The 23,394-nt window shown below is 56.2% G+C and carries 24 protein-coding genes and 1 tRNA gene; 17 read left to right on the forward strand and 8 right to left on the reverse strand.

Annotated features, from left to right (window positions below; translation table 11 throughout):
* Positions 1-36: 36 nt before the first annotated feature.
* The gene (locus GC165_09545) at positions 37-1,221 is read right to left on the reverse strand and encodes an acetyl-CoA C-acyltransferase (protein MBI1333110.1); all 1,185 of its coding nucleotides are present in this window, start codon (positions 1,219-1,221) and stop codon (positions 37-39) included.
* A gap of 107 nt (positions 1,222-1,328) precedes the next feature.
* Here GC165_09545 and rpoZ point away from each other — a divergent pair, with 107 nt between their 5' ends.
* Genes rpoZ through GC165_09565 form a run of 4 tightly spaced genes read left to right on the forward strand, consistent with a single transcriptional unit; the run spans position 1,329 to position 4,493 of the window.
* The gene (rpoZ, locus tag GC165_09550) at positions 1,329-1,847 is read left to right on the forward strand and encodes a DNA-directed RNA polymerase subunit omega (protein MBI1333111.1); all 519 of its coding nucleotides are present in this window, start codon (positions 1,329-1,331) and stop codon (positions 1,845-1,847) included.
* Positions 1,848-1,855: 8 nt separating this feature from the next.
* Positions 1,856-2,974 carry a molecular chaperone DnaJ gene (dnaJ, locus tag GC165_09555; protein ID MBI1333112.1) on the forward strand — a complete coding sequence of 373 codons (1,119 nt, stop codon included), beginning with the start codon at positions 1,856-1,858 and terminating at the stop codon, positions 2,972-2,974.
* Entirely contained in the window at positions 2,971-3,804 is an 834-nt protein-coding gene (gene prmA / locus GC165_09560) for a 50S ribosomal protein L11 methyltransferase (protein MBI1333113.1), read from the forward strand. The genes dnaJ and prmA overlap by 4 nt, the downstream gene beginning before the upstream one ends.
* Positions 3,801-4,493: an RsmE family RNA methyltransferase gene (locus GC165_09565; GenBank protein ID MBI1333114.1), complete on the forward strand. Its 693-nt coding sequence runs from the start codon at positions 3,801-3,803 to the stop codon at positions 4,491-4,493. The genes prmA and GC165_09565 overlap by 4 nt, the downstream gene beginning before the upstream one ends.
* On the opposite strand, the gene GC165_09570 is transcribed toward GC165_09565, so the two are convergent.
* A complete protein-coding gene (locus tag GC165_09570) occupies positions 4,490-5,461 on the reverse strand; it encodes an exonuclease (protein MBI1333115.1) in 972 nt (323 codons plus the stop codon). The two genes, GC165_09565 and GC165_09570, sit on opposite strands and share 4 nt — an antisense overlap.
* A 44-nt stretch (positions 5,462-5,505) precedes the next feature.
* Here GC165_09570 and GC165_09575 point away from each other — a divergent pair, with 44 nt between their 5' ends.
* The 6 genes from GC165_09575 to GC165_09600 all read left to right on the forward strand — a co-directional run bounded on the left by GC165_09575 (position 5,506) and on the right by GC165_09600 (position 10,195).
* Positions 5,506-5,754, forward strand: coding sequence for a hypothetical protein (locus GC165_09575; GenBank protein ID MBI1333116.1), 249 nt, complete (start codon positions 5,506-5,508; stop codon positions 5,752-5,754).
* A gap of 136 nt (positions 5,755-5,890) precedes the next feature.
* Positions 5,891-6,259 (forward strand): hypothetical protein, encoded by a 369-nt coding sequence (locus GC165_09580; GenBank protein ID MBI1333117.1) that lies wholly within the window; start codon positions 5,891-5,893, stop codon positions 6,257-6,259.
* Positions 6,260-8,689: a hypothetical protein gene (locus GC165_09585; protein ID MBI1333118.1), complete on the forward strand. Its 2,430-nt coding sequence runs from the start codon at positions 6,260-6,262 to the stop codon at positions 8,687-8,689.
* A complete protein-coding gene (locus GC165_09590; GenBank protein MBI1333119.1) occupies positions 8,667-9,029 on the forward strand; it encodes an aspartate 1-decarboxylase in 363 nt (120 codons plus the stop codon). The genes GC165_09585 and GC165_09590 overlap by 23 nt, the downstream gene beginning before the upstream one ends.
* A 195-nt stretch (positions 9,030-9,224) precedes the next feature.
* Positions 9,225-9,752: a 50S ribosomal protein L10 gene (locus GC165_09595; GenBank protein MBI1333120.1), complete on the forward strand. Its 528-nt coding sequence runs from the start codon at positions 9,225-9,227 to the stop codon at positions 9,750-9,752.
* A gap of 59 nt (positions 9,753-9,811) precedes the next feature.
* Positions 9,812-10,195, forward strand: coding sequence for a 50S ribosomal protein L7/L12 (locus GC165_09600; protein MBI1333121.1), 384 nt, complete (start codon positions 9,812-9,814; stop codon positions 10,193-10,195).
* A 246-nt stretch (positions 10,196-10,441) separates the two neighbouring features.
* On the opposite strand, the gene GC165_09605 is transcribed toward GC165_09600, so the two are convergent.
* The gene (locus GC165_09605) at positions 10,442-11,788 is read right to left on the reverse strand and encodes a hypothetical protein (protein ID MBI1333122.1); all 1,347 of its coding nucleotides are present in this window, start codon (positions 11,786-11,788) and stop codon (positions 10,442-10,444) included.
* 92 nt (positions 11,789-11,880) lie between these two features.
* Here GC165_09605 and GC165_09610 point away from each other — a divergent pair, with 92 nt between their 5' ends.
* Together GC165_09610 and GC165_09615 are read left to right on the forward strand one after the other, a co-directional pair.
* Positions 11,881-12,816 carry a hypothetical protein gene (locus GC165_09610; protein MBI1333123.1) on the forward strand — a complete coding sequence of 312 codons (936 nt, stop codon included), beginning with the start codon at positions 11,881-11,883 and terminating at the stop codon, positions 12,814-12,816.
* A 2-nt stretch (positions 12,817-12,818) separates the two neighbouring features.
* Positions 12,819-13,205, forward strand: coding sequence for a hypothetical protein (locus GC165_09615; GenBank protein ID MBI1333124.1), 387 nt, complete (start codon positions 12,819-12,821; stop codon positions 13,203-13,205).
* Between the two features lie 19 nt (positions 13,206-13,224).
* Here the strand turns inward: GC165_09615 and GC165_09620 are convergent, their stop codons facing one another.
* Positions 13,225-14,535 (reverse strand): aminotransferase class I/II-fold pyridoxal phosphate-dependent enzyme, encoded by a 1,311-nt coding sequence (locus GC165_09620; GenBank protein ID MBI1333125.1) that lies wholly within the window; start codon positions 14,533-14,535, stop codon positions 13,225-13,227.
* A 189-nt stretch (positions 14,536-14,724) separates the two neighbouring features.
* On the opposite strand from GC165_09620, the gene pgk reads away from it, so the two are divergent.
* The 3 genes from pgk to GC165_09635 all read left to right on the forward strand — a co-directional run bounded on the left by pgk (position 14,725) and on the right by GC165_09635 (position 17,470).
* Positions 14,725-15,903 (forward strand): phosphoglycerate kinase, encoded by a 1,179-nt coding sequence (gene pgk / locus GC165_09625; GenBank protein ID MBI1333126.1) that lies wholly within the window; start codon positions 14,725-14,727, stop codon positions 15,901-15,903.
* A gap of 50 nt (positions 15,904-15,953) precedes the next feature.
* Complete coding sequence (locus GC165_09630) at positions 15,954-16,682, forward strand: dienelactone hydrolase family protein (GenBank protein MBI1333127.1); 729 nt, start codon at positions 15,954-15,956, stop codon at positions 16,680-16,682.
* Between the two features lie 80 nt (positions 16,683-16,762).
* A complete protein-coding gene (locus GC165_09635) occupies positions 16,763-17,470 on the forward strand; it encodes a hypothetical protein (protein ID MBI1333128.1) in 708 nt (235 codons plus the stop codon).
* Positions 17,471-17,525: 55 nt separating this feature from the next.
* On the opposite strand, the gene GC165_09640 is transcribed toward GC165_09635, so the two are convergent.
* Together GC165_09640 and GC165_09645 are read right to left on the reverse strand one after the other, a co-directional pair.
* Positions 17,526-18,014 carry a hypothetical protein gene (locus tag GC165_09640; protein ID MBI1333129.1) on the reverse strand — a complete coding sequence of 163 codons (489 nt, stop codon included), beginning with the start codon at positions 18,012-18,014 and terminating at the stop codon, positions 17,526-17,528.
* A 121-nt stretch (positions 18,015-18,135) separates the two neighbouring features.
* Entirely contained in the window at positions 18,136-20,154 is a 2,019-nt protein-coding gene (locus GC165_09645; protein ID MBI1333130.1) for a hypothetical protein, read from the reverse strand.
* A gap of 63 nt (positions 20,155-20,217) precedes the next feature.
* On the opposite strand from GC165_09645, the gene GC165_09650 reads away from it, so the two are divergent.
* Positions 20,218-20,293 (forward strand) — tRNA-Ile (locus GC165_09650).
* A 73-nt stretch (positions 20,294-20,366) separates the two neighbouring features.
* Entirely contained in the window at positions 20,367-20,834 is a 468-nt protein-coding gene (locus tag GC165_09655) for a hypothetical protein (protein MBI1333131.1), read from the forward strand.
* Positions 20,835-20,884: 50 nt separating this feature from the next.
* On the opposite strand, the gene GC165_09660 is transcribed toward GC165_09655, so the two are convergent.
* Positions 20,885-22,381, reverse strand: coding sequence for a hypothetical protein (locus GC165_09660; GenBank protein MBI1333132.1), 1,497 nt, complete (start codon positions 22,379-22,381; stop codon positions 20,885-20,887).
* 53 nt (positions 22,382-22,434) lie between these two features.
* Entirely contained in the window at positions 22,435-23,388 is a 954-nt protein-coding gene (gene lepB / locus GC165_09665) for a signal peptidase I (GenBank protein ID MBI1333133.1), read from the reverse strand.
* Positions 23,389-23,394 lie beyond the last annotated feature (6 nt).

A 23,394-nucleotide genomic window follows, 5' to 3' on the forward strand; every position in this document is an offset into this window, starting at 1 on the left:
GTCATCACGTTTTATCGAAATTTTGAGGGGAATCTCTTACGGGATTGCTTCAATGAGAACGGCGGTTGCTTCGCCGCCCCCGATACAGGGGGTCGCGATTGCATACTTGCCGCCTCGGCGACGCAGTTCAAACATGGCCGTCATCACAAGGCGTGCCCCGGTCATTCCAATGGGGTGGCCGAGAGCCACGGCACCGCCGTTGACATTCAGTTTTTCATGGGGAATTCCAAGCTTATCGCCACATCCAAGGGCGACCACCGCGAACGCCTCGTTGATCTCGAAAAGGTCGATGTCGCCTACGGTTAATCCGGCTTTGTCGAGCACCTTTTGGATCGCCACCGCTGGGGCCGTAGTGAACTTCACCGGCTCTTGGGCGTGGGTGGCGTAACCCCTTACTTTTGCCAGCGGTTTGATGCCTCGCTTGGTCGCCTCTTCGGACGACATGAGTACGAGTGCGCCGCCGCCGTCGTTAATCGAACTGGCGTTACCGGCGGTTGTCGGTCCCTCCTTGCTGAAGGCTGGGCGTAGGGAAGCGAGTTTGGCGAGGTCGCCGCCGCGCGACGGTTGTTCGTCCTGGGAGAACACGATGGGATCCCCCTTTCGCTGAGGGATTTCAACCGAAACAAGCTCGTCGTTGAACCTTCCCTCGGCTTGCGCAGCCTTGGCGCGAGCAAAGGATTCTGCTGAGAAAGCGTCGAGCTGTTCTCGAGAGTATCCGAGTTCGTTGGCGGTCGAATCTCCGCAGGTGCCCATGTGGCAGTTATTGTAGGGGTCCCAAAGGCCATCATGGATCATCGAATCGATGATGGTGCCGTTGCCCATTCGATATCCGGCGCGGGCTTTGTCCAGCACGTACGGCGCATTGGTCATCGACTCCATTCCGCCCGCCACCACCACGTTCGAGTCGCCAAGCGCGATGGATTGGGAGGCTAACATGACGGCCTTCATGCCCGATCCGCAGACCTTGTTGATAGTCAGGCACGGGACATGGGTAGGCAATCCAGCGTAGATTGACGCTTGGCGGGCCGGAGCTTGACCCATTCCACCGGTTAAGACACAACCCATGATGACTTCGTCCACGTCGTCTGGAGCGATTCCGGCTCTCTCGAGAGCGGCCTTGATGGCGAGAGCGCCGAGGCGCGGAGCAGGGAAGTCGGCGAGAGAACCCTGAAAGCTCGCGATCGGAGTTCGGGCGGCGGAAACAATCACTACGTCGTGCATGTCGATTTCTACTCCTAAGGGTACCCTTCAAGCTCAAAATTGAAACAGAAGGACCTTGTTTTCCGTAGTGCAAATTTGGTATTATTCAAATTCGCGCCTCTTGTCCTATGCTTCCCAATCCTGACATCCTAAACGACTATTCCCTCGGAAAGTTTGTGCTCTCCAATCTGGCCGCCAAGAGAGCCAAGCAACTTCGAGAGGGTGCGTTGCCGTTAGTTCAAATCGAGTCTCGACATCCGCTGACGATCGCTTTGGCCGAGATCGCGGCCGGCAAGATTGAGCCGCGCATGTTCGCGACTGGCGCCGACCTGATTGGGGATACCCTTGACGTTTCTAGCCTTGGCGACGACATTCTGGGCGGCGAGTTCGGAATGCTTCTTCCGGCCCTTGACGAAAACGAGTCGGTGCTCATCGATACCGAAGGCGTCGACGACCACGAGGCGGAGACAGAATCTGACACCGAAAGTTCGGACGACGACGGCGAACTGAGCCTTTCCGACCTTGCCGAGGGCGAGGACGAAGAAGAGACCACGCCCGTCGACAGCGACGAGGACACTTTGTCCTTGAGCGACATTGCCGAAGAAGAAGAAGCGCTGAGCGACGACACGGTTTCTGACGAGGAGTAACTTCCCAGATGGCTCAGCGTGACCCTTACGAGGTTTTGGGGGTTAGCCGCAATGCGAGCGCCGACGAGATCAAGTCGGCCTATCGCCGTTTGGCGCGGCGATACCATCCCGACGTCAATCCCGACGATCCGTCGGCGGAAGAGAAGTTCAAGGAAGCATCGAACGCTTACGAAATTCTGTCCGATTCGGAGAAGAAGGCGCGCTACGACCAGTTCGGGACTACCGACGGCATTCCCCAAGATCCATTCTTCGGCGGCGGTAACGTTGGCGGGTTTGGCGATCTCTTTGAGATGTTCTTTGGCGCCGCCGGCCAAGGCGGCGGACGTCGCCGCACCTCGGCCGTAGACGGCGATGACCTGCGGGCAGACGTTCCGATCACGCTGAAAGAGGTCCTCACGGGAGTTGCAAAAGAAGTCGAAGTTCATCGTAACTCGCAGTGCGACTCGTGCTCTGGAAGCGGCGTGGAAGGCGGCGGTCAGCCCCCGACGTGTACAAGCTGTCAGGGAACCGGCGTCGTAACCGCAGTCAAGAACACGTTCCTCGGCCAGGTTCGAACTCAGACGATGTGCCCAACCTGTTCGGGAACTGGTTTTATGATCACCAACCCGTGCAAGAAGTGCCACGGAAAGGGTGTGCGCCTGACCAAGGAGACGGTCAACATCAATATTCCGGCGGGCGTCGAAACCGGTTCAACCATCCATATGCCCGGTCACGGGAGCGATGGCATCCGGGGCGGACGTCCTGGAGACCTGTACGTCGTGATCCACGTTGCGGAAGACGGTCCGTTTGTTCGGCGGGGGCAGCACCTGCTGACCGGCTACGATATTTCAATCGCTCAGGCGGTTCTTGGCGACGAGGTTTCGATCGATGGCGTCGAAGGCGAACTTGAACTGGAGATTCCGGCCGGTTCGCAACCGGGCCAGCAAGTGGTACTCAAAGGTCAGGGCCTTCCGCCCATCCACGGCGGTAAGCGAGGCGACCTCGTGGTCGAGCTTTCCGTCCAAATTCCGACCAAGATTTCTGAAGCCGAAGCGAAGCTGATTCGCGAGTTTGCCGAGGTCCGCGGCGAGCGCGTCCCTAAGGAAAAGGGCGGCTTCCTCGACGGGATTTTCGGGAAGAAGAAATGAGCTGGGTCCTTGTCAAAGCCATCAAGCACGAGGCACCCGACGACTGGTCGCCAATCATCGACGTTTTCCGCGAGTATGGCATTGAAAATACGCTTGAAGAGAAGACGGCGCTAACCGGTTGCTATGCTGATGTGGACGGCGTGCAGGAGCGAATCGACGGCCTCCGCGAAGCCCTCTCCCCATTTGAAATCGACGAAATCATTACCGAGCCACTGGTCGAGATCGACTGGGAGAACGAGTGGCGAAAGCACTTCAAGCCCCGCCGCATCGGGGAACACTTCGTCGTCAAACCGACTTGGGAAGACTTTGAAAGCCTGCCGGGCGATCACATCATCGTCCTTGATCCGGGGCAGGCATTTGGCACCGGCGATCATCCGACGACCCGCATGTGTCTGACATTCCTCGAAGAACTGGTCGGCCCGAACCACTCGGTCCTCGACCTGGGGTGCGGGAGCGGCATCCTGTCGATTGGCGCGAAGTTCATCGGTGCGGCGAAGGTACTCGCTATCGACATCGAGCCGCTAGCGGTAGAAGTTGCGCGCGAGAATTTCACACTGAATGGTGTTGAAGCAGAGGCAGCCGTTGGGGACGTGACCGAACTGGAGCTTGAATCCGGCTGGGACATCGTCGTCTCGAACATCATCAGCGCGACTTTGATCAATCTGGCCCCCGACGCACACTATGCTTTGAAGCCGGGTGGCAAGTGGATCGTGAGCGGCATCATCGACCAGAATTGGGCCGATGTGCAGAAAGCCGCCAAGACCTGTGGCTTTACGCTTGAGACTTTCCACCAAGAAGACGGCTGGACGGCTGGCGTCTTTAGCAAATGAAGTCGATCCGAGCTCTTCCGAGACTCTTCATTCCCGGAATGGAGATGGGTTCGCCCTTCGAGATTCCTCGACCAGAATTTGAGAAGCTCCACAACGTCCTACGCTTACGGAGCGGCGCGGAGATCGGCGTCATGCCGAACGACGGGTCGTTCTGGTTGTGCAAGCTCGACGGCCGCACGGCGGTTCCCATCGAAAAGCACGAGCCTCCAACCGAACCGGAACTGAGAATCACGATTCTTCAAGGATTGCCCAAAGGCGACAAGGTCGACGATATTATTCGCTCCTGCACGGAGATCGGCATAGCCGCCTTCGTGCTCTTTCCAGCCGATCGATCGGTGGTTCGCTGGGAAGCCAAGAAACTCGACGACAAAATGCGGCGAGTTCAGGCGGTGGCGCGCGAAGCGGCGGAAACGTCGTTTCGGATGCGAATCCCGACCGTCGAATACGTTCAGAACCTCGATGAGGCGTTGGCGAAGCGAACCGACATCGTGGCGTTGAGTGAACTGGAGAGCGTCTCGACGCCCCTTCTGGCGGCCGGATCGACGATTTCGTTGGTGGTTGGGCCCGAAGGTGGATGGGCCCCGCGTGAGGTCGAGAAGCTATCGCCCTACGCCTGTACGTTGGGACCAAGAGTGCTCCGCACCGAACACGCTGGCTTCGCCGCTGCCTCTCGGCTGTTGATCAGCTAAGCTTTCGGTGCGCCGAAGACCGCGGCCTTCATTCGGTCGTAGGCGATTTGCGAAAGTGTTTCCAGATTGACGACATCCTCGCGGTTGTAGGCGATGAGGGTCTTCAGAGCGCCTTCGTCGCCTCCTCGCTCGTATCGCCGCCACAGTGTGATCGCATCCCGCCCATTGAGGCCGTCGGTGTCGTCACCACGGGCGATTCCCAGTTCCTTTTCGATCTTCTTGAGTCCGCCCCGGAAGCCAATCTCGCGTAGAGTGGGGCAGAGATCGAGGTGAATTTGATCTAGAGGTATGCGGGGATACCGCTTCAAGATCATCGGCACGTCGAAGCCAGCGCCGAAGAACGTCACCATCATTCCGAAATCCGAAATCCGGTCACGGAAGCTTTCGAGGTCGTGTCCCTTCACGTAGCATTCAAACTGAACCCCATCATAGATGCCGATGGTTGTGATGGCATCGCCCGATCGTCCGCCGTCGGTTTCAATGTCGAGGTACACGCAAGTATCGCGAAAGTCGGGCCAGGCCCGCCAAGCTTGACTCAGGCCGAGGCCCTTAGCAAAGAATTGATGTTCGCGGTTCTCGAGCGCCTCGAACGATTTATTGAGGACCATGCGCACGATATCGCGCGAGGCTGCGCCAAACGGAAGGTCGTTGAGGCCATTAAGGGCATCGGTCCACGTCAGGCATCCACGATCCCATAGGGCGCGCTCCATCTGCGCGCCTATCCCAGGGACATGAATGAACGTGTTTTGAAGCAACGGAACTAGCCGCCGCCGTTGATGTGGACCTTCGGCGGGACGAAATTGTCGTTTCGGGCTGGGATCGAGAACTGCATTCCGCCCGTGCCCCAGTACATCTGCTGCTTGCCTTTGATCGTAAAGGTGCCAGTGTTCTGGTTCTTGTCGAACTCGCCGTAGAGTCGGCAGATGCCGCGGCCGACCCAATTCATCTTGAGGTCCTGGCCGAACCATTGAATCGCGCGGAACTTACCGTCCAGTGTCACCGTGCCCTGGCCGTGGAACACTACGCGGTCGCGCTTCTTATTGTCATATTCGACGCGAAGGCCGGTAGAAGCGGCGACGGGCGCAGCGCCCTCGTAGCCGACAACCAAGCAGGAGCCCTTAAAAGTCATCTTGATCTTGCCAGACGACTTGTCGTCGCCGGCACTCGTAATCTTAAAGGCACCGATGTTGGTCTGCATATCGACCTCACCGGTTTCCTGCGGAGCTTGCGCAAGGCTTGGGACAACGCTGACCAGCGCTAGACAGCAAAAGCTTAGGACCTTCGAATTCATTTTCTGTTCTCTAGTATGGCGAATTTCGTGCCGTACGGGAAACTTAGCATAGCGAAAACCGTATAAACAATTGGCGCTCGGCGTTTCGGGTACCTTAAATCCAACGATGAAAGCCTCCGCTGTCGTTCCCATAGTTGTGTCGTTTTTAGCGATCGGCATGGCGATGGCGTTCTTCCAAAAGAATGCGACGCCTTATATCACGGTGGCTGAAGCCCGCAAATTGAGCGGCGACCGCTTGAACCTCGGCGTCGAAATCGATAAGTCGACCATCCAACGGGATTTTAAGGACCATACGATGGAGTTCGATGGCCACGATCGCAACGGCGAGAAGATTCATATCAAGCACGTGGGCGACTTCGTGGACCTTTCGAAAGCTACCCGCGTGACCTGCATCGGCAAGTTGGAAGGGAACGAGTTCATCTCCCAGCAAATGCTCGTGAAGTGTCCGAGCAAATACGAAGAAGAAAAGAAATAAATGGATTCGCACCCTGCGCTTAACCTGCCGGATGCCCCGCAGTGGGCGATGTTTCTCGGACAATTCGGCAAGATCAGCGTGTACATGGTTCTCATCGCCTGTACCTTGGCGCTGGTCCTGTCGCTCTTGGATAATCCAAAGACGGCTCAGCTCCGACGCAACGCCTTTTACCTGGCCTGCATCGGCTTCTTCGCGGTTTTCATTTCCCTAGCGACCCTCTTCGTCAAAGACCAATTTCAGTTCCAATACGTCTTCAATCACTCCTCGAAGGACAATCCGATTTCCTATAAGATCGCGAGCGTGTGGACGGCCCAGCAGGGCTCGTTCCTGCTTTGGGCAGTGTACGGGAGTCTTTTCGGACTGTTGACGGTTGCGAAAACCAAGTCCTACGAGCGTTGGTACACCGTCGCTTACATGGTGTTTCTGGGTTCGCTGGCCGGAATTCTGGCCTACGACAGCCCCTTCAACATCTTTCCCGACCTCATCGCGAATGGCAAAACGATGATCCCGCCGGAAGGCTCGGGCATGGTTCCTGGACTCCAGAACTACTGGGTCGTCATCCACCCGCCGATCATCTTCCTCGGCTTCGGAAGCCTGACGGTGCCGTTCGCTTACGGTGTCGCCGCGATGCTGTCGGGCAACGCAACCGACTGGATCAAGCAATGCCGCGCACCAGTGCTCTTTGGTCTGAGCGTGCTCGGTTTGGGCATCTCGCTCGGTGGATTGTGGGCGTATGAAACCCAGGGTTGGGGCGGCTTCTGGGCGTGGGACCCGGTCGAGAACGTCTCGCTCGTGCCGTGGCTGTTCATGGTTGCTTTGTCGCACGGCATCATTGTGCAAAGCGCGAAGGGAATTTGGAAGTCGGCCAACCTCTTCCTTTCCGGCCTTCCGTTCGTGAGCTTTGTTTACGGAACGTTTTTGACGCGAAGCGGCCTGCTCGACAAGGTTTCGGTCCACTCTTTCGCCTCGATGGACGGAACCGCTCGCTCCATCCTGAAATACTTCCTTTGGGGTCTGGTCATCGCCTTCGCGGTTCTATTTGCGATGAAAGGCACGAAGATCGGCAAGTCGGATGAAGCCAAGCCGGCGGCAGACACGCCGGGCTACAACCGTGCCAGCTTCTACCAACTCGGAACCCTCAGCCTCTGCCTGATGGCGTTTGTCATCTCCATCGGCATGTCGTGGCCGGTCATCACTGCTCTTCGGGGCGGACAAGGTGCCGCGGTCGAAGCCGGTGTCTATCACAAGTCGGTCTTTTGGTTCTTCGGCGCGGTGATGCTAGCGATGGCCATCGCCCCGTTCGTGTCCTGGAAGAAGGAACAACTGAAGTCGATCCTGGGTCGGTTTTGGACATTGGGTAGCATTTCGCTCGGCCTAGTTGGCGTGTTCCTACTCCTGCCCAAGCTTTCACCTGACTGGGGAATCCGCATCGAGCCAGGTGCGACCGCCGATGGATTCTGGAAGGGAAGCACGATTCCACTTCAGTTCACTATCGCCGTTCTGCTCTTCTTCTGCACCTTCGTGGCGATCACCAACATGTGGCGCGCCGTCGAGCTAGCCCGAAAATCCAAGCTCGGCATTGGACCATTTATCGCCCACTTCGGTATTGCCGTCATGCTCAGCGGGCTGATTATTTCCAAGGGGCTGGAGCGCACCGACAAGACCGTGGTTCGCGAGGGCGAACCGTCGACGGCGTTGGGCTACAAGATCGCCTTTAAGGACTACAACCCAGACAAGTATTACGACCGATCCAACGTGGTGAAGTTCGACGTGATCGACCCAGAAGGGAAGCAACACGAGATCGACCCGAACCTGTATTACTATCAATCGGGCGACCAGGACGAAGCCCAAACGTGGCCGTACATCGAGCGAAGTTGGAGCCACGACATGTACTTCTTCATGCAGAAGCCGGAGGTCGAATTCTTCGATACGCCCATCACGCTCAAGCCGGGCGAAAAGAAGGTGGTCGGCAAGGACATGACGATTGAGTACACCAACCTGACGCACAAGGGGCAGTTGGGAGCGATGGGGGTTCAGTTCCTTGCCAACGTCAAGGTGTCTTACGCGGCCAACTCGCACTCGGCGATTCGCACCTATGAAGCTAGCCCGTCCCTCAAAATGACGGAGAACGGTCTTCAGCCGGACTTGCCTGTCCTCAGCCCCGACTTTCGCATCGCGATGACGGCGATGAACGCCAACGACAAGTCGGTCAATATCCAGCTTTTCTGGGCTCCGCCGCTCTATCCCATCCAGATTTTCTACAAGCCGCTCACATGCCTGGTTTGGATCGGAACGGGCATCTTCACCATTGGCGGCTTGCTTTCGGCGTTCTATCGAAGAATGGTCGTAAAGGCTCCTGAGGGTGAATTTGTGGAAGAAACTGCCAAAATGACTGGTAAGGACGGAAATGCGCCTCTCGCAACTGCTTAAGGCAAAACTTCATCACGCTCGGATTACCTACTGTAACCCGGACTACGTCGGCTCGATCGAAATCGGGCGCGATCTCATGGAAGCGGTTGGGCTTCAGGACGGCGAATTGGTTCACATTTGGGAAGTGGACGGCACTTCTCGAATCCAGACTTACGCCTTTGCCGGTCCGCGCGGGACCATCGGCATCAACGGCGGCGCAGCGCACTTTTTTACGACTGGCGAGCGAGTGATCATCGCGGCTTTTGATTTGACCGACGAACCGATCGTCCCAAAGATCGTGTTGCTGGGTGAGAACAACGAGATCGTGCGCGACATGACGCCGTTCAGCGTTTTGGGTTAGGGCCATCAACTCGCCCAAATATTCTGGGTATACTTTGCGAGTTCTCTGAAGACAGCAGGTGGAAACTTAAAGTTCCGGCAAGCCGGAACGCCAGCCGAGGGGTGAAATGACGGTTCTTCGAACCCGATTCGATGGCACTCGCCATCCTCTTCTGCACGTTTCCCTTCCGTCCTCGTGAGATCAAGTGCAGATATTATGCCCACAGCAGAAAAGGCACAAGTGATCGAGCAGGCGAAGGAGTGGTACTCCAAGTCGGCAGGCATTATCTTTGCAGACTACCGCGGTCTATCCGTGAAAGAGATGCAGGGACTTCGCAGCAACCTCCGCAAGACGGGTGGCGAAATCCATGTCATCAAAAACACGCTGTTTAGAATCGCGGCAGGCGAAGATGTCAATGCTTTCCCGGATGAGTTCCACAACGGCACAACCGCATACGCGTACGTTTTTGAAGACGAAGCGGGTTGCGCCAAGACACTGCTTGATTTTGCTAAGTCCAGTAAGAAGCTCGTCGTAAAAGGCGGCTACTTTGGCGGCAAAACAATGACGGCAAACCAGGTCGAGGCGCTTTCTAAGCTGCCCCCGCGAGATGTTCTTATCGCGCAGGTCATCGGCACTATTGCTGCTCCGCTCAGTCAACTCGCATCGACAGTCGAAGCGATCTATGCGCAACCAATTCGCACGATCTACGCTGTCGCCGACAAGGCCAATGGAGAAGCCGCTTAAGCAGTCAACCGAATCTCGTAAGGATTCCCCGACAATTTTAAGAAACAAAAGAAAGAGAAATGGCTACCACCATCGAAACAATCGTTGAAAGTATTAGCGGTCTGACCGCAATCGAGCTCAGTGAGCTCAAGACCGCCCTCGAGGACAAGTTCGGCGTTACCGCCGCTGCTCCGGCTATGGGCATGATGATGGCCGCTCCGGCCGCTGGCCCTGCCGCCGAAGTCGAAGAGAAGACCAGCTTTGACGTCATCCTGGCTGCTGCCGGCGATGCCAAGCTGAACGTCATCAAGGTCGTCCGCGAACTGACGGGCCTCGGCCTCAAGGAAGCCAAGGACCTCGTCGACGGCGCCCCGCAGCCGGTCAAGCAGGGCGTTGGCAAGGACGAAGCCGAAGCGATCAAGAAGCAGATCGAAGAAGCCGGCGGTAAGGTCGAAGTTAAGTAACGGAGATCGGGGCTCAGAATTCAGAGCTCAGCGAAGAAGCCTCTCGGAATTTCCGAGGGGCTTTTGCTTTTGGCTAAGGGGCATGACTACTTATTTGCCGGAACCCAATCCCCGGTTCGCGATCAATGCTTGAACCTGTTGAAAGCCGTCGCTCACCGGCCCCTTCGCCATTCGAAATAGATCGAAGAGGCAAGCGGTCTGGTCGAAGCCAAGCGGTCGACTCAGGCTATATGGCCAAAAAACAAGTTAGAGGCGCTTCAGCTCTACGATCTTTGTTTGACCGTGATGGTCAAGATTGAAGAAGAGATCTCCGGCCTCGTCCAATGCAATGAAAGGTAATGATCGCTCCTCAGAATAGTAAGATACCTCTCGGACACCTAAGCTCTTGAACGTACTTTCGAGATCATAGGCTTTACCTTGGGAAATCAAGACCAAAGAATACTTATACGGATATCTCTGACCTACCTTAGTTGCATCGTTCCGGCCCACCGAAAGAATGATTTCTCCACGAGAATTAGCCGAAACAACATTGAAGGTCACGATATTCTCCGGAATAGGCAATTCGGTAAATTGACCGTCGGCATATTGCCACAATTTCGACTTCCAATCGTTGGCGTCACGAAAGACGATACGGGACTTTGACACCGCCAGTTCTGGCGCCAAAATATCTCTCGGTAGGTCCGTGGTTCGAACCTGACCATCCTTGATCAGGCAAATTCGAGCGCAAGGATTGACCATCGAGAAATCTTTTTGGACGACGACCGTGCCTAGACCGGTGGATTGTTGAAGAGAAGAATATGTGTTGCGAATCGAGCTGATTTCGGTCAGCGATTGGCCTTTATAGCTAAATGCCTCGGTCTTGTCGCTGACCCAAAAAAATCCGTCATCGGTTACAAAGCCAGTAGGTTGTTCCCCAATACGCCAAGCCTTGAGAGATTCAGACTGCACAGAAGAGGATTTTGAGTCATAGATGCTTCTACCATCAGATTCCACTGAATAGGCTTCCTTGGCGCCAGTTATGCGTACAACCTTGCCGGAGGCGGTTAAATGAATATCCAAGGCCGGAAGACAGGCGTCAGTCTTTCCATTTTGGTGATAGACCTTGTCGGTTCGGCCAACAGGGTTGCTCGTGACCGAGTACCTTCCGTTGTCGAGTTCCTTCACTATCTTGGCTGGCACGGAACCGTAGCTTGCCATGAGCATGTCACCGTCTTCTGACACGTCGCGAATCCAGCCATTGCCGAAATCAATTCGCCGAAACTTAAGTTCGGAAGGATCGCCGGTTTGAAGGTAAGGACCCGGAAGGACACCTAGTGTCCCATGCACGTAATCCTCATAGCCGTTCGCCAACTGTGAATTGAGCCGATGATTTCGATAAGCCGCGTATCCAAAATAAGCCGCGATCGCGACAATTGCCGCTGAGATAACTTGTAGCGCTCTGGATATCAGTGGATGCACGGCTGGCTTATTATACGCGCGACTTATTACCAGATCTTCGTAGCCGTTGGCCTCCAAGGTAGATTTCCAATAGCTTGAAGTTTGTGACAAAGAGGGTTTATAGGGCAGTGTCGATAGGGCCTTGGAATCGGGCATTTCAGGCTTACGCCGATCACTTGACGCGACTCAAGGGTATCTTGCCTGACCACGTGATTTAGCTTGCCGACCCCGCTCTCCTAGACGACGGATTGTTACTCTTCGTCGACCATGATCGTAAGGCCAAGACATTAAAACTCACCATGCGATGCGGGAATTTCCAGGTCGGATATTACAATGTGGAAGTCACGTATGAAGGAGCGCGTCTAACCTCCAGAAGCAACTTGGTTCTTAACCAGATCGCCCAGACAACACGCGGTGAGCATGATTTTATGCACGACATACACTTTCACGAAGTGGCCGCTTTGAAGGGTGGGCGAATATGCCACCGCTACCTCTTCAATCCTGGGATCCAATTTGCGATCATGTGTAGGTCGTTGACATGGATAAGAGACCCGCGAGATGACCGACAGTTTAAGAGCCGTGCCAAATCGATACCCAAACGGACCGACGGCGAGCATAAGCCCTTAGCGGTAGACATGGGCAACTGGGATTTGTCGGCCCGAAGTATTTATCATGTACACTTCCGCGTTGGCATCATGAGCGAGCGAGAAATTGTCGAAAACGTCCTCAAAGCGTTGACCCACCACCACGGCTTGGAGGGAAGACTCGTAGATCAGTTCGTTGGGTTTGTCATCGGGGCTCATTCAAATCCTGAGTGGCTAGAGGATCATGAGATATGGTCGTTCGACCTAAGAGAAAGTGGCCAGAATGTGTTCCAAAGGTTTGGGGATCAAGGTCGGATCTCTCAAGTCGTGAAGTATCGCCTCAAAGATAATGAGAGCGCTTTGACTGAGGCGTCCGACTTCCTCGAATTCCTCCATTTTTGCGCTCGGGTCAGACTGTCTTGCCCTAAAGAGCTTGGAACGTCCATTGCCCTGGCGACAAGATATGTCGTCAAAAGTGAACTAAGCACTTTGGCCGATGGAATGAGCATCGCCGAGTTTAAGGAACATCAATTGCTGTTGCTGACTTCTCTGGGGCCGATCCTAACGGCTTACGATGCAATGCTGATAGATTGGGCTTGATAATGACGTACAACATCCTCCTGCTAAAGGACATTTTGATTGTCACCGACCACTTGGACATGCGATTCGCGGGACAATCCGAAGCACCCGGTCAGTACGAATATTCTTTGAATTACATCGGTAAGGTCGCGAGCCGTTCGGCTGTCGGTTTCGCCAGAGTATTTGGAAGCTTTGCCGTAGCTGTTTCGGCCGGTTTGGTCCATACGGAAACCGGTTTGACGGCGAGAAAGCTTATTGCGGATCGGGTTGAATGCTCTGACGAAATGAAAGTGGACCTATTGAGAACGATGGGCATTTACATTACTGCTTTGCGAACGCTCAGCGAGTTTTCGCCAAACGGTTCGTCCGACTTGATCACAGATAGCGAGGGGAAAGCCAACGATCGATAGTTGGCATTCCCCTAAGTCGCTACGAAGCCGTTAATGCTCGATCCAGATCGGCGATGAGGTCGTCAATATTCTCCAGACCTACACTCAACCGAATGAAGTCGGGCGTGACGCCGGTCGCGAGTTGCTCGTCTGGGTTCAACTGCTGGTGCGTTGTCGAGGCGGGATGGATCACCAGCGATTTCGCATCGCCGATATTCGCCAACAGAGAAAACACCGAAAGCTGATCGATGAACTTCAGCGCGGCGTCGTAGCCGCCCTTGATGCCGAATCCGACCAGCGCGCCGTATAGGCCGCGGTAGTGGTACTTCTTCGCCGTCTCGTGGTCTTTGTGCGTGGTCAGGCCAGGGTAGGTGACCCAGGTCACGTTTGGATGCTTGCTCAGGAACTCGGCGACTTTCGCCGCGTTGCTCGAATGCCGCTCCATCCGCAACGGAAGCGTTTCCACTCCTTGCAGGATCGCCCATGCGTTGAAAGGCGAGAGCGCCGCACCGGTATCGCGCAAGCCCTGAACCCGGGCCTTAATGCCGAACGCCACGTTGCCAAGACCGGGGAAGTTACCGAAGACCTCCCAGAACTTGAGGCCGTGGTAGGAAGGATCGGGTTCAGTGAAGTTGGCGAACCGACCGTTGCCCCAGTCGAAGTTGCCACCATCGACGATTACGCCGCCAATCGAAGTACCATGCCCACCGAGGAACTTGGTGGCCGAGTGAATGACGATGTTCGCTCCGAGCTTCAGCGGCTGAATGAGGAATGGCGTAGGCGTGGTGTTATCGACCACGACAGGAATGCCGTGCTTCTTGGCAATCTCCGAAACGGTCTCGAACGGGAAAGTGTCCAGCTTGGGGTTGCCGACGGTCTCGCCGTAGATGGCCTTCGTCTTGTCCGTAATGGCGGCTTCCAGCGCCGCTGCGTCCGTCAGGTCGACGAACTTTACCGTGATGCCCCACTTGGGGAAGGTGTAGTGAAAAAGGTTGTAGGTCCCGCCGTATAGCGAGTTCGACGAAATGATCTCGTCACCCTGCTCGGCGATGGTGGTCAGAGCGAGAGTGATCGCCGCTTGGCCCGAAGCCGTCGCGAGCCCAGCCGTGCCGCCTTCGAGGGCCGCCACCCGCTGCTCCAACACGTCGGTGGTTGGATTCATGATTCGCGTATAGACGTTGCCGAACTCTTGGAGGGCAAAGAGTCGCGCGGCGTGTGAGGTGTCGTCGAAGACGTAGCTAGTGGTCTGATAGATCGGCACCGCCCGCGATTTTGTGGTCGGGTCGACATTTTGACCGGCGTGAAGCGCGAGGGTTTCGAAAGATGGTGTGGTGTTCGTAGTCGTACTCATGCATGTATTCTGTGCTTGAGGTGGAGCGAAAGTCTGCCTGGAATTACAACTTCTATTCATTCATTAGGAGGAAAGCTCCGACGGCCTTTCGATAGTCAAGGCAAGAGGCGATTCTTTCTCGCAACCCCAATCAAAACGGATAAGCCGAATCGACGGCAAACTGCCGACCGCTGACTGTAAACTAGCAAAATGACTGCCCCCAGCATCCGGGATTTTGACTTTGCCGGAAAAAAGGTCCTCGTTCGTTGCGACTTCAATGTCCCCCTCGAAAACGGGCAGATCACCGATGACCGCCGCATCAGCGAGGCGATGCCGACCATCCAATACCTGCTGGAAAAAGGAGCCGCCGTCATCCTGTGCAGTCACCTTGGGCGGCCCAAGGGCGGACCAGCGCCCGAGTTCTCGCTGAAGCCGGTGGCCAACCGCCTGTCCGCCTTTCTCTATAAGGAAGTTCGGCTCCTTCCCGATTGCGTCGGGCCGGAAGTCGAAGCCGCTTGCCAGGCGCTCAAGCCCGGCGACGTCGTTCTGCTGGAGAACGTCCGCTTCCACGCCGAGGAAGAGAAGAACGATCCTGCCTTTGCCAAACAGCTCGCCTCGCTCGCCGATTTCTACGTCAACGACGCCTTTGGCACTGCCCACCGGGCTCATGCTTCGACCGCCGGAGTCGCCGACTATCTGCCGAGCGCGGCTGGATTCTTGATCGACAAGGAGATCGAGTACCTCGGCAAAGCCGTTAATGAACCGAAGCGCCCGCTCGTCGCCGTCATGGGCGGCAGTAAGGTCCACGACAAGATCGCCCTCATCGACAACATGCTCCCGAAGGTGGATCGCCTTCTGATCGGCGGTGGCATGGTGTTCACCTTCCTGAAGGCGCAGGGCAAAGAGATCGGCAAGTCCCTTCTGGATGCGGAAAGCGTCGACTACGCTGCGGGTTTGCTGAAAAACAACCCCGACAAGATTCTCCTGCCAACCGACGTTGTGGTGGCCCCCGAGTTCAAGGCGGACTCGCCCGCCACCATCGTGTCTGTCGATGCGATCCCCAGTGATCAGCTTGGACTCGACATTGGCCCGACTTCCTCGGCGGCGTTTGCCGAGGTGATCCACTCGGCGGGAACCGTCATTTGGAATGGACCGATGGGCGTTTTCGAGATGGACGCCTTTGCCAACGGCACCAAGGCGGTGGCCCAAGCGATGGCCGAGTCGAGCGCGTTGACGATCGTCGGGGGCGGCGACAGCGCGGCTGCGGTCGAGAAATTTGGTTTTGCCGATAAGATGAGCCACGTCTCCACCGGTGGTGGGGCGTCGCTTGAGTTCTTAGAAGGAAAACAGCTTCCCGGCATCGCGGCTCTTGGAAAGATGAACGGCTAAGGGTCCAAAAGTCACGGCAAACTGCCGACAGCTGACTGTAAACTGACGGCATGATCACCGCCCTTGCCGCTTTCGTTCTCGGCGACGTCCTCGGCCACAAGCTCGAATACAAAGTCGGCAACGACTCCTTCGTCGGGTACGTTGCCAAAGCCGCGCACTTCAACTCGTCCAAGCCCGTTATCTACGTCGTCCAAGATTGGAACGGTGTCGATGCCCACGAGGAAGAGGTGGTGGAAAAGCTCGCTCACCAGGGCTACACTGCCTTCGCCATCGACATCTACGGCAAAGGCGTCCGACCGCATTCGGTCGAAACCTGCTCTGCCGAGTCGGGCAAGTATTACGAGGACTCGGCCCTCTTCATGAAGCGCATTCAGGATGGCATCAAGGCGTTTCCGACCAAGGGCAAGAAGTTCCTCGTTGGCTACTGCTTCGGCGGTAGCGGAGTGCTTGAGTTTGCTCGTCGCAATCTGGGCGCTTACGGAGTCGTGTCGTTCCACGGTGGACTCGCCAGTCTCAGCCCAAAGCCGGCCAAGAAGATCAACGCCCGTGTGCTCGTGCTCCACGGGGCGGACGATCCCTTCAATGATCCGAAGGATGTCGAGGCTTGCAAGAAGGAGTTCAAGGTCGCCAAATCGTTCAAGTTCGTGTCGTATCCCGGCGTCGTCCACGCCTTCACGGTGAAGGATATGGGCTTCCAAGTCGAAGGTGCGAAGTATGACAAGAACGCCGACGAGAAGAGCTGGATTGAGTTGCTGAAGTTCTTGATGGCGAACGCTTAACACAGGGCAGAGGGCTCGCTTCGCTAGGGCACAGGGCAAGCGAAGCGAGCCCCCGCCCTGGTTCGGTGTATAGTGAAACCATGATCGTTTCACTCGCATTTGTGCTGGGTCAGCAACTCGGCAAAGCCATCGAATACAAGATCGGCGACGAGCCGTTCGAGGGCTACGGAGCCCACGTTCGGGACTCGAAAGCGACCATCTACGTCATCCAGGATTGGGACGGCGTCAATGAGCACGAAATCAACGTTGTGGAGAAGCTGGCGGCAGCAGGTTACTCGGCCTTTGCCATCGACATTTATGGCAAGGACCACCGGCCGACCAGCGCCCAAGCCAACGGCGCGGAAGCCCGCAAATATTATTCCGATCCAAAGCTTTACATGGACCGAATCCTAGAAGGCGAAAAGGTCTTCAAGCCGGAAGGGAAGAAATTCTTCATCGGGTACTGCTTTGGCGGCAGCGGTGTGCTTGAGTTTGCCCGGCGAAACCTCGGTGCCGATGGCATCGTTGCCTTCCATGGCGGCCTGAAGCCGCTCGACCCGAGCGAGAAGGAAACGAAGATCGACTCCGATGTCCTGGTTCTCAACGGTGCGGACGACCCAGGCTCTCCTCCCGCCGTTCGCGATGCGCTGGCCGAGGAGTTCAAGGTCGCCAAGTCATTCCAGCAAATCAACTATGAGGGCGCGGTTCACGCATTCACGGTCAAAGCCGCCGGTCCGCGCTACAACGAGAAAGCCGACAAGGCCAGTTGGGGCGAGTTGATGGGCTTCCTTAAGAAGTATGTGAAGTAGTCGGCAGTCGACAGAAGGTTCTGCCGACTGCTAACTGGAAGCTGTGGACTCGCCGTTAGCTCATCCAGTGGACTTCGTGGTCGCCGTTCAGAATCTGAACCAGGTTCACTTGGCCGTCGTGGTAGCTCATGTGCAGAGCCGACCAGCTACAAAGGTGAGCCTTCGTGACTTCCATGCCCCATGGAGCCGTGATCTTGGTCATCCAGTCGTCCGTCGAAACGCCTTCGATGGCCGAGCAGACGTCAGCGACGCTGGCGTCCAGCTTAGCTTTGGCGATGTCCTTCGAGCTGATCGACGCGGCGAACGCATCTCGCTCTTCCGGCGTAGGGAAGCCTTTCGATTCGCCGCGCAGAAGCGAAGCGACGAGGTGGTTGAAGCCGATGACCTCTGCGGTCATGGCCAGGACCGATCGCGACTTTCCTTCCTGCGTACAGGTGCAGATGTCGTCGGTGCTGGCTTCGATGTCGCGCCCGTAAAGGTAGCCGCACTCCTGGACGATGCCAGTCAAAACGGAGGCAACAGCGTTGTTGGTAGTAGTTTCCATAGTTTTTTCTCCAAGACGCACCCAATGCAAACAGTGCGTAATGCCGGAAAGTTCACCAGGGTAGGGCACCTCAAGTCAAGGGGCGCGCATTAAGGATCAGACCAAAGTTCCGAAACCGGCGCTACATCCGCTCGGGCGCGCTCACGCCCAATAGCTGGAGCGTGGTTTGCAACGCCTTTCGCGTGGCTCGGCAGAGGTCCAGTCGCGCATTGGTAAGGTCTGGTTGATCCTCCTGAATCACCCGGCAACCATCGTAGAAATGGTGGAACGAGCGCGCCAGTTCGATCGCATAAGTCGCCAAGCGGTGGACTCCGTAGTCTTCGCTGGCGCGTCTGACCTCGTCCGGCAGATCGACAATCTTTTTGATCAACGCCTTCTCACGATCGTGGGTCAAGAGTCCGCTGTTAGACTGCTGACCGCCAACTGCCGTTTGCTGACTCTTGGCGAGAATCGAACAGATTCGCGCGTGGGCGTACTGTACGTAGAACACCGGGTTCTCGTCGCTCTGTTTTTCGGCGAGGTCGAGGTCGAAGTCGAAGGTCGTATCGTGGCTTCGCATCAGGTAGAAGAATCGTGCCACGTCTTTGCCCGCCGATAGTTGGTCGGACTCTGAGCCCTCTGGCTTCAGCTTGACGCCAATCTCGCGCATCAGGTCGATGAGTGCGTAGATATTTCCGTCGCGTTTGCGCATTGGCGCCGGCTTGCCATCCTTCAAGAATCGAACGAGTTGGTAGATTTGAATCTCAAGCTTTGCCCTCGCTTGGGCAAGTGCCTTTTCGCAGGCCTCTTTTTCGCTGGAGTCGCGATAGAGTTTGGCTTGAACCGGGTCTTCTAGCGGTTCACCAACGATCGGCTTTTCCATCATCATGGCCGCCACGACGGCGGTGAGTCGCCCGATGTAGCCGTGGTGGTCGGGGCCAAGGATGGTGATGAGCTTGTCGGCACCGGCTGGGCGATTGAACTTGTCCTTGTGGTACGCAACGTCGCTTGCGATGTAAGTAAGGCGGCCGTCGCGACGGCGCACGACGCGGTCCATGTCATCGCCGAGCTTGGTCGAGCGGAGCCAGAGGGTCTCCCCACTGTTCCCCTCCTCACCCGGAGAGGCATCTGGGTTGGGTGCCTCTAATGGGTCAGGGTCGGCAATCGAGCCCTCCATCGACGGCGCGGCAAGCGGCATGATGGTCGGTACCAGGTCGTCGAGGTTGGGTTCTTCGCCGTGCTCGTCTTCGTTCTCCATCGCGGCGGTTTGCGACTCGAACAAGACGTCTTCGATCTTGAATCCCTTCGCCAGCTTCAATTTGGCTCGGGTCGGCAAGTAGTCAGCAATGCCTTTCTCGATCATGCCCGCGATTTCGGTCTCGACGTGGCCGTTATCGTGAAGCGATTGCTCCGAATACCAGGTGTCGTACTCTACGCCAAAGGCCGACAAAGCCTCTCGCTGGGCATCGAGCATCAGGTCTTGCGTCTGCTGTTGGTACCAGGTGATCTCGCGGCCCTTCTCAGAGACCTTCGCAGCCACGTCGTAAACGTAGTCGCCTTTGTAGCCGTTGTCGGGTACGGGGCGACCTTCGACAATAGCCTTCACCGACTCGGCAAATAGCGCCATTTGCGTGCTGCTCACGCCGTCGTTGATGTAGTACTCGCGGTGGATGGTGTGCCCCACCGCCTCCAAAACGTTGCACAGTGTAGAACCGTAAGCGGCACCTCGTCCCGAGCCGATGGTGATCGGCCCGTTCGGGTTGACCGAAACGAATTCGACGTTGATCTTGAGCGGGTTGGGCGTCCGCGAAGCTGATTCAAGCTTGAAACCATCCTGCAAGACCGTCGGTACGTAGCCAGCCACAAAGGAAGGCTCCAAACGTAGGTTAATGAACCCCGGACCGGCGACATCGACGGCGGTCAGGACAGAACCGTACCTTTCCAACAGCTTGGCCGCCAGCATCTCGCCGATCGCGCGGGGGTTCTGGCCCGCCGCTTTCGACGCGACCAGCGCGAAATTGCATGCAAAGTCGCCGTGGTCGGCATTCTTCGGGTCGGCGATTTCGACGGGGATGCTGAGAACTTCGGCAGGAAGCCGCCCCTCCCCGATGAGCTCGGAGATGACGACGACGAAAAGTTCGGAAAGCTTCGTTCTTAGCAAGCCACCTAGTTTACTAGAGTGCGGTATCTTGTAGGTTGTCTCGACCACCACGGGAGTACATGTGGGCCTGTAGCTCAGTGGTCAGAGCGGACGGCTCATAACCGTTTGGTCGGGGGTTCAAACCCCCCCGGGCCCACCATTTCTACCTCTCAGTTGGCAGTTGTTAGCCGACAGAATGTTCCCAAAAAGTCAAACGGGCATATAATGGCCTTATGTGGCCCTTGGGCACCGGAGGAGGCTTCAAGTTTGTCCGGGAGGGAAACGGCAAGGCAGAATTTGCCATCTTGGCTTTTGCTGGCCTGGTCTTTGTTGGCCTCCAAGGCTACGTCATCGGAGTGGCTTTCATCTTGGCCGCTATTTTTTGGTATTGGGTTCGAAATTACGGTCAGACCAAGGAAGTCCCCAACTCTTACCAGTCCGACGAATTCAAGCCCTTCTTTGTCGGCAAGATGAATCAGAACGTTGAGTCCGAAAGGCGTGAGCCCAATTGGTTAACGAAAAGCATGACGATTGGCGAAGCTCGGTCTACCTTCGCCGCGTTAATTATCTTTGACTTACTACTGTTCAGATTGGGGATCGTCGAAGCGGTTGTCGATCATAGCTACAAGCTGATCATCGTCTGCATTCTGATTCTGGTTGGGGCGATGCGGTTCCTTTCCGAGTTCACGAGTACGATTTAGTCGCTATTTTTCAGGAGGGTCGGTCACTCTTCCTCGAGCAACATGGCTGACTAGTAGCCAGCCTCTGCCTTTGCCCAGAGGGCTTCCTGGTGAAGCAGATTTTCTCGAATCGCTTTGGGCTCGCCGGAAGCGTTTTCGTCGGCTTTGACCGTCCATCGCTTGCCGTCCATAGAGAGCTTCAGACCGGCCAACTTCAGGACTTCTTCGGCGGGTAGCTCGCCCGGCTTCATGACCCATTGGTCGTAGAGTGCACCGAGATCCTTGCCTCCAAACTTGACTAGTTGGCGGCGAATTTCGCCGTTGGGAAACGCCTTCCCGCCTCTGCAGATGGACCAGAGACCCTTTTCCACGTCATCCAAGGAGCGACGCCCCTTGCTCTTTGTGCGAATCTCGATATCAAAGAGAAGGCCCAGGGTCCATCCGGTTGGATAGTAGTTGACCTTGTAGCCACTACTCATCGAGTTGACGGCGTCGGGGGTACGGTAGCCGGAATCCCAAGGGCTGACGTTGAATCGTTCTGCATTCGAGCGAACCGCCGAGATTTCGCCTCCGATCTCATTCAGAAGGTCTTGGGACGATCCGTATCCGGCACGGTAGGGAAGCATAAACGCATAGTAGTCAGTGACGCCCTCTAGCCACCATAGGTCGCCTGCAGCCGGGAGCCGGGTGTAATCGAACGGACCAAGAACCTGGGATCGGATTCGTTTAACGTTCCACAAGTGGAAGAACTCGTGAGCCATGCCCCCCATCGCCCCTGGGCCAAGGCCGGTGCTCAAGAATATCTGGGTGGAAGAGGCGTGTTCGACGCCACCGCCACCATCTTTCATCATCGACGTCGCACTGATATGCCAAACGTAGCGTTCGAAGGGAGCTCCGCCAAAGAATCGAGTTTCGATTTCGCTAATAAACTTGGCCATGGCGACGGTCTTTTTCCGGTCGATCTGATCCCGGGCGGGCCCGCGGAACGCCATCGTGTACTTCTTGTTTCCAACGGTGTAGGTCTCTTCGACGAATTTCCCCAAGGTCACTGGGCAGTCGGCCAATTCGTCGTAGTTAGCGGCTGAGAATCCTTGCTTCTGCTCATGAAGGCTCGTCGCGATCTGCCATCCGCTTGGCATATCGAATCGCACGTTACAAGGAGCCTCTTTGCGATCGGCCATGTAGAGATACATCGTCGGCCCGCTGTAGTGAATGCAGTCGGCATCGCCGCTGAACATGCCGAGGCGTTGCGAAGATTGATCGGTTGGGCGGTCGTAGGAGACGATGATCTGCTTGGCATGACCAGAATCGATGGTCCATGTGTCGCGATCATGTTCGACCGATAGCGACTCTCCTGACTCACTCTTCGCCGAAACTGTGTCTAGCGTCTTCCAATAATTTTCGAGAACATAGAGTCCCGGCGACCAACTCGGGAGCTGGAGGCGAACTTTCGATTGTCCCGGTATCGCGTCGAATCGCATCTCGATGTGCACGTTCTCAAGGTTTGGAGAAGGGGTGACGACGTAGTCGATAGGATGCGATACGACTAACGCTAGACAATTTAACATTAAATGAATTGTAAGCGGTTGAAGCGCTAAGAGGCAAGTACTGGGCAAGAAGGTTACTTCTTAAGGAAGTCGGCCATTTCGGCACCCGGAGCGGGCTTTTCGCCGTTGTCCACATAACCGATCTTGCCGATGCGAGAGAAGGGAAGCCAGATGAATTCGGCGCGGCCGACGATCGAGGATCGCGGCACCAAGCCCCAGCCTCGGCTATCGAACGATCCGTTTCGGTTGTCGCCCATGAAGAAGTAATAGCCTTCGGGAATTCGCTCGGCGGGGAGGGCGCGAACCTTCGGCCACTCGGTCTCATCGTTGATCTGGTACTTCGCGGCGACGCTGTACGTGCGGCCCACCGCGTTTGCATCGAACTCGCTGTAGTTCAGCGGAATGATCTCGCCTTTGTACTTCACCAACTTCCAGTTCGACTTCGGCGCCTGGTCGCGCTCGGCTCCCTGTAGAATTCGAAATAGCGTGTTGTCGGGATTTGTCGCCTGGGTGTACTGCTTGTAAGGCTCCCACAGCGGCTTGTCGTTGATATAGACCTGACCTTGGCGAATCTCGACCTTGTCACCGGGTAAACCGATCAGGCGCTTGACGAAGTCGACATTGACGGTGCCATCGGCATCCAACTGGTCGGGGTAACACGCCTGGACCGGTGGTCGGAAAACGACGATGTCGCCGCGCTTCGGCTCGGTGTAGCGGTAAATCAGCTTGTTCAGACCGATGAAGTCGCCGACCAAATTAGTGGGGACCATCGAACCGCTGGGGATCTGAAAGGTCTGAAAGAAGTATGGTCGGATGACCATGAAAATGAAAATCGCGGCGTAGATGAGGGCGTCGAAAAGTTCGCCCACACCGCCAAGGAACCTCCACACGAAGGCGCGAGCCTCGCGTGGAGTGTCCTTGATGAATTTGTAGGATGCCAATCGATAGACCGTCAGAATCAGCGCGAAAATGAGGATTTCACTCAGCGGTGTTCGCGCGATGTGGTCGATCAGTTTTTGGCTATCCATTCGTTG

The organism is Armatimonadota bacterium, from assembly GCA_016125185.1.
In the GTDB taxonomy this organism is placed as follows: domain Bacteria; phylum Armatimonadota; class Fimbriimonadia; order Fimbriimonadales; family Fimbriimonadaceae; genus Fimbriimonas.